Source organism: Streptococcus sp. GMD1S, assembly GCF_000296875.1.
Taxonomy (GTDB): Bacteria; Bacillota; Bacilli; order Lactobacillales; family Streptococcaceae; genus Streptococcus.
Genome location: NZ_AJQY01000057.1, coordinates 1 through 5,676, shown reverse-complemented (window position 1 = coordinate 5,676; position 5,676 = coordinate 1). Strand labels below are relative to the sequence as shown.

8 protein-coding genes are annotated in these 5,676 nt (G+C 40.8%); all 8 read right to left on the bottom strand.

Features of this window, described 5'->3' with window-relative positions:
• Positions 1–85: 85 nt before the first annotated feature.
• A complete protein-coding gene (locus GMD1S_RS06430) occupies positions 86–964 on the bottom strand; it encodes a F0F1 ATP synthase subunit gamma (protein WP_000301228.1) in 879 nt (292 codons plus the stop codon).
• Positions 965–979: 15 nt separating this feature from the next.
• Complete coding sequence (gene atpA / locus GMD1S_RS06425; protein ID WP_000996618.1) at positions 980–2,485, bottom strand: F0F1 ATP synthase subunit alpha; 1,506 nt, start codon at positions 2,483–2,485, stop codon at positions 980–982.
• Positions 2,486–2,499: 14 nt separating this feature from the next.
• Entirely contained in the window at positions 2,500–3,036 is a 537-nt protein-coding gene (locus GMD1S_RS06420; protein ID WP_000358981.1) for a F0F1 ATP synthase subunit delta, read from the bottom strand.
• Entirely contained in the window at positions 3,036–3,530 is a 495-nt protein-coding gene (atpF, locus tag GMD1S_RS06415) for a F0F1 ATP synthase subunit B (RefSeq protein ID WP_000366309.1), read from the bottom strand. Before atpF ends, GMD1S_RS06420 begins: the two co-directional genes overlap by 1 nt.
• Positions 3,531–3,548: 18 nt before the next feature.
• Complete coding sequence (gene atpB, locus GMD1S_RS06410) at positions 3,549–4,265, bottom strand: F0F1 ATP synthase subunit A (protein ID WP_000392938.1); 717 nt, start codon at positions 4,263–4,265, stop codon at positions 3,549–3,551.
• 32 nt (positions 4,266–4,297) lie between these two features.
• Positions 4,298–4,498 carry a F0F1 ATP synthase subunit C gene (locus GMD1S_RS06405; RefSeq protein ID WP_001054554.1) on the bottom strand — a complete coding sequence of 67 codons (201 nt, stop codon included), beginning with the start codon at positions 4,496–4,498 and terminating at the stop codon, positions 4,298–4,300.
• 231 nt (positions 4,499–4,729) lie between these two features.
• Positions 4,730–5,041, bottom strand: coding sequence for a CHY zinc finger protein (locus tag GMD1S_RS11750; RefSeq protein ID WP_008279616.1), 312 nt, complete (start codon positions 5,039–5,041; stop codon positions 4,730–4,732).
• 14 nt (positions 5,042–5,055) lie between these two features.
• Positions 5,056–5,676: U32 family peptidase C-terminal domain-containing protein (locus GMD1S_RS06395; RefSeq protein ID WP_000296570.1), on the bottom strand; the 621-nt coding region annotated here is incomplete at its 5' end.

Sequence of the window (5,676 nt, the reverse complement as noted above, 5' to 3'; positions counted from 1 at the left end):
CAAGTACAGCCTGCGGCTAGCTTCCTAGTTTGCTCTTTGATTTTCATTGAGTATAAGTTCATTTTAATACGAGGGAGGCAAAGCCTTATTCTAAGGCACTAGCCCCCGCTACGATTTCTGTAATTTCTTGTGTAATCGCCGCCTGTCTAGCACGGTTATACTGGATTGTCAAATCATTGATGACCTTTTTGGCATTATCGGTCGCCGTTTGCATGGCTGTCATACCTGCAGCATTTTCAGCTGTCTTGGCATCGATAATAGCCCCGTAAATCATACTTTCAGCATACTGTGGCAACAATTGCTCTAGAATCTCATCACGGCTCGTTTCCAACTCAAATGTCAAGCTATACTCTTCATCCGCTTCATTTGGATCCAAGTCAACAATCGGAAGCATTTGTTCCACACGCATTTGACTTGTGAGAGTATTGACATGATGGTTGTAGCAGACGTATAATTCATCAAAAAGTTCGTTTTGGTACATCTCAATCGTTTTTGAAATAATTTTACGAACTTCATCAAAACTAGGCTGATCTGCCAAGCCACGTAGTTCATAGATTGGCTGAATACCTCGAGCCTTAAAGAAATCAGCTCCCATACCACCGATACAGATTATCTCAAAATCTTTACCATCTGGATGGTATTCTTCTTTCAACTCCATAACGGCTTTAAGGATGGAAGCATTATAACCTCCAACCAAGCCACGGTCTGAAGTGATAACGATATAGCCTGTTTTCTTAACTGGGCGACTGATGAGCATCGGATTGGTTGAACCACCAGATCCGTTACCATGCAGAATATCCGTCAAAAGCTTACGGACCTTCTGAGCGTAAACTTGAAAGTTGCGCGCTGCTTCTTCAGAGCGACCTAACTTGGCAGCCGATACCATTTGCATGGCATTAGTGATTTGACTCGTATTTTTGGTTGAGGCGATTTTTGTTTTAATATCATTTAGAGATACTGCCATCTGACACCTCTATTCTTATTGGAAGCTGGATTGATTGAGAAACTCTGTAATCGCAGCATCCAAGACTGCTTCATCTGGCAAGTCTTTTGTTTCACGAATGGTTCCCAAAATCTCTGGATAATGAGCATCAAAGAAAGTATGGAACTCTTCCTCAAAACGAACAATGTCATCTACTGGAATCGTATCCAAGAAACCATGTGTCAAAGCATAGAGAATGGTTACTTGTTTCTCAACAGGTAGTGGTTTATGAACAGGTTGTTTCAATACTTCCACAGTACGACGTCCACGGTTTAACTTAGCCTGTGTTGCTGCATCCAAGTCAGAACCAAACTTAGTGAAGGCTTCCAACTCACGGTATGAAGCAAGGTCGATACGAAGTGTACCAGCTACTTTCTTCATGGCTTTGATTTGTGCAGAACCACCTACACGGGATACAGATGAACCCGCATCGATGGCTGGACGAATACCCGCATTGAAGAGACCATCACCAAGGAAGATTTGTCCGTCAGTGATAGAAATCACGTTGGTTGCGATATAGGCAGAGATATCTCCCGCTTGTGTCTCGATAAATGGTAGGGCTGTAATAGATCCACCACCAAGTTCATCAGAAACTTTAGCTGAGCGCTCAAGCAAACGGCTGTGAAGGTAGAAAACATCCCCTGGGAAGGCTTCACGACCTGGTGGACGACGAAGCAAGAGGGAAAGTTCACGATAAGCGACCGCTTGTTTTGAAAGATCATCGTAAACAATCAAAACATGCTTGCCTTGGTACATAAATTCTTCCGCCATAGCAACTCCGGCATAAGGAGCTAGGAAGAGCAATGGAGATGGTTGTGAAGCAGAGGCTGTCACAACGATTGTATAGTCCAAGGCACCATACTGGCGAAGTGTTTCTACTTGTGTACGGACAGTTGATTCTTTTTGTCCAATCGCTACGTAGATACAGATCATATCTTGACCTTTTTGGTTCAGGATCGTATCAATCGCAATGGTTGTTTTCCCTGTCTGACGGTCACCGATAATCAACTCACGTTGACCACGACCAATCGGTACAAGGGCGTCAATAGCTTTCAAACCTGTTTGTAATGGTTCTGATACAGACTTACGTTGCATAACACCAGGAGCTGGCGCTTCTACTGGACGAGTTTTGTCAGTATGGATGTCACCAAGACCATCAACTGGACGACCAAGTGGGTCGACAACACGTCCGATTAGGCTGTCCCCCACAGGTACTTCCATGATTTTACCTGTACGGCGAATGGTATCACCTTCACGAATATCTGTAAAGTCTCCAAGAATGATAATCCCAACGTCTGTAGACTCCAAGTTTTGCGCCATCCCATAAGAGCCGTTTTCAAAAATCAACAGCTCTCCACTCATGGCATTTTCAAGGCCGTGAGCACGCGCAATTCCGTCCCCGATATAGGTTACAACACCTGTTTCAGATACATCAAAATTGGGTTTGAAATTTTCAATTTGTTGCTTAATTAAAGCGCTGATTTCTTGTGCGTTAATTGCCAAAAGAACACCACTTTCTATTTCAAATTTTCTTTAACAACTCGAAGTTGTTGTTTAATACTCACGTCAATTGTCTTGTGATTAGCAAAAATGACAAAACCACCAATGAGTCCTTCATCAATTTGTTCTTTGACGCTCCGCACTTTCAGAGACATTTTTTTCTCTATCAATGGGAGCAGACGTTCCTTCTGTTCATCTGTTAAAGGATGGGCTGAAGAAATCGTGACAACAAAACGATTGGTCTCTTTTTCAAGGCGATTCAAACAATCTGCAATTACTTCATAAAAAAGATTTGCTCTGTGATTGTAAACCAGAACTTGAATAAAGTTTTGCATTAAAGGTGACACAGAGTCTTGAAAGAAACGAACTGTTTTTTCCTTATCTGACTCATCAACTGCCACCTGAGCTAAAAAAGAGGGTAAGCCCGCTTCTTCTGCGACTTGCTTGATTTGATCCAAGTCTGAAAAAATCCGGTCCTCTTCTCCTTTTTCAATCACTAATTGGACAAAAGGCATGCTGTATTTTTCAATTACCTTTGCTGTTTTCTTGTCCATTAGGCTTCTCCTAGCTGATCGATATACTGATCAATGAGTTCCTTATGGGCATGACTGTCAAGGTTTTGTGAGATGATTTTCCCAGCTAGACTAACTGTCAAATCTGCCACCTCGCCCTTAACACTTTGTAAAGCTTCAGCTTTATTTTGCGCAATTTCTTGGTTGGCTTTTTCTTTTAAGCGCCCTGCTTCAAGTTTAGCTTCGGCTAAAATATCGGCTTTACTTTTCTCAGCAGTTCCCTTTGCATTCTCGATAATCGTTTTAGCTTCGGTACGGCTACCTGCTAACTCAGCTTCACGTTTGTTAGCTAGTTCCTCAGCCTTTTTACGGGCTTCCTCGGCACCATCAATATCTGAAGAAATCTTTTCAGCACGTTCATCCAAGATGCTGGAAATATTTCCCCAAGCATATTTTTTCACTAAAAAGATCAATAAAAGGAAGGAACCAGCGATAAGAATAAAGTCACCGATAATGGTACTAATAGTTAAATCCATCTTCTAATCCTCCTCTACTTACTCTTCCCCTTCATTTATTTTTTTACCAATGTACATAGATGACAACATGGTAAATACATAAGCCTGAATACATGAAATGAAAATTGAAAAGGCTGTCCATAACATGTTTGCGATAAAGGCAAAAGGATACCAATACAAAGCATTTTGTGACAAGGCTAATAGCAATCCAGCTAAGACCTCACCGGCAAAAATATTTCCGTAGATCCGAATCGCCAAGGAAGCAAAATTGGTGAACTCTTCTAAAATGTTCATCGGAGTCATAAAGCCAGGTGTAACAAATGCTCTCAAATATTCTTTAACGCCTCTACGACGAACTCCTTCTACATGGGCGATCAAAGTGATCAAGAATGATAGGGATAAATCGTATCCAAGGTTGGCTGTTGGGGAAGTCCACAAGTTATAACCGTTTGTTGTTTGTACTTTTGCCATTAAGCCGATATTATTGGCAACCAAGATAAACAGAAATAGAGAAAACAGAAATAAGGAATAATCCTTGATGTATGATTCTCCAATGTTTGGTTTGGTAAAACCAATCACAAAGTCGTAAATCATCTCAAGAGCATTTTGTTTGCCCTTTGGACGGATGGTCATTTTACGACTTGCCCAGTAGACAAAGGCAAAAACCATCAAAACAGTTACAAGAGACATGGCAAGCAGGGTCAAATCAAAGGATATTGGTCCAATATTAACGGTTGGATTCAAACTTTCTTCCATGGTTTGACACCTCCATTTCTAAATAGAGTTGTCTATTTAATGACAAATGACATCGCCAAGGTTACAAAGAATGTTCCTTCGATAAAGGCAATCCCCATGATCATCAAACTACGCAATTGTGGGATGATGTCTGGTTGGCGAGCTGCTGATTTGAACAAACCGTTCATCAACATACCTTCTGCAAGAGATACACCCATACAGGCAAGACAAAGACCGAAAAATGTTAAATTCATGATGAATTCTCCTTTTATTTAAAATTTACTTACTTAGTTTAGTCCTAAAATTTTGATTTGTCAACTTTTTACTTACGTTGAAAGCGTTTCATATGATTTATTTCTATTTTTGCTGTTTTTACCCCATTCTATAGAAAGTTTTTCCATTTTAGATTGCGAATTTTTCTTGATTTTACTCTATTTTCTGAAACAAACTGAAAAATCCAAGTTAAGAACTTGGATCGATTCATTTTATTTAAAATAGTAGGAATAGTGTTGTTTACAACCTGGATTAAATGGTGCACTGCAGTAAGGACAAGCCATCTGTTTTTGGTATTCTTGGAAAGTCATTGTCCTCTTACAACCCCCACATAAGATTGGTCGATCCTCAAAAAGCGCCAAGGGATAGGGAGAAAAAACATGTGTCTCCATAGTATTGTGACACTGATAGCATGCGTAGTATTTTTTGCATTCATAACATTGGAGTGAAACAATATCCTTTTCACTATGATAATGAACACATCTGCTTTCATCATCTACCAATAAACCTTGAGCTTGTATCATTCCCTTTTCCTTATCTAGGCACGAACTGTAACACTTGTCCCGTCTTCCTTATAGAGGTTGATGAGCCCTTCCTTGAGAGCGCGGACCATATCCCCTGCTTGAACAGGTTGTGGAACCTTGATTGTCAAGAGTTCCATTGGATTTGGAGCACGGTCTATTTTATTGCCCTTGGCATCATGAAGATCTTCGATATAAGTTTCAAAATGTCGGAAACCTGGTCCGTAAAACTCAACTTGGTCTCCTTCATTGATAACATTCCGTTGACGAATGGTTGCCGTTTGAGTCGCATCATCATACGAAACCACTTCAGCGACAAACTTGTATTCAGGAATTTTACGACGAGCGCCAAACAACTGTTCGTTTTCAGACGGTGTACCGTAGTAGAAACCTGTTGCCAATTCACGTTGGGCAACCTTCCACATCTCGTCTACCAAGTCCTGTTTGATGGCTTCAAATTTCTCGGGACTTTCGAGATAAGCATCTACAGCCGCCTTGTAACAGTTGGTCACAGTTGAAACATAGTGGATCGACTTCATACGACCTTCAATCTTGAGACTGTCTACACCGTTTTCGATCATATCTGGAATATGGTCAATCATGGACATGTCAACGGCTGACATCGAAAATTCTTCTGG

What these genes read in the sequence shown, in the direction of transcription:
- GMD1S_RS06430 (WP_000301228.1), bottom strand. Translation starts at nt 964, where the DNA reads ATGGCAGTATCTCTAAATGATATTAAAACAAAAATCGCCTCAACCAAA.
- GMD1S_RS06420 (WP_000358981.1), bottom strand. Translation starts at nt 3,036, where the DNA reads ATGGACAAGAAAACAGCAAAGGTAATTGAAAAATACAGCATGCCTTTT.
- atpF (WP_000366309.1), bottom strand. Translation starts at nt 3,530, where the DNA reads ATGGATTTAACTATTAGTACCATTATCGGTGACTTTATTCTTATCGCT.
- atpB (WP_000392938.1), bottom strand. Translation starts at nt 4,265, where the DNA reads ATGGAAGAAAGTTTGAATCCAACCGTTAATATTGGACCAATATCCTTT.
- GMD1S_RS06405 (WP_001054554.1), bottom strand. Translation starts at nt 4,498, where the DNA reads ATGAATTTAACATTTTTCGGTCTTTGTCTTGCCTGTATGGGTGTATCT.
- GMD1S_RS11750 (WP_008279616.1), bottom strand. Translation starts at nt 5,041, where the DNA reads ATGATACAAGCTCAAGGTTTATTGGTAGATGATGAAAGCAGATGTGTT.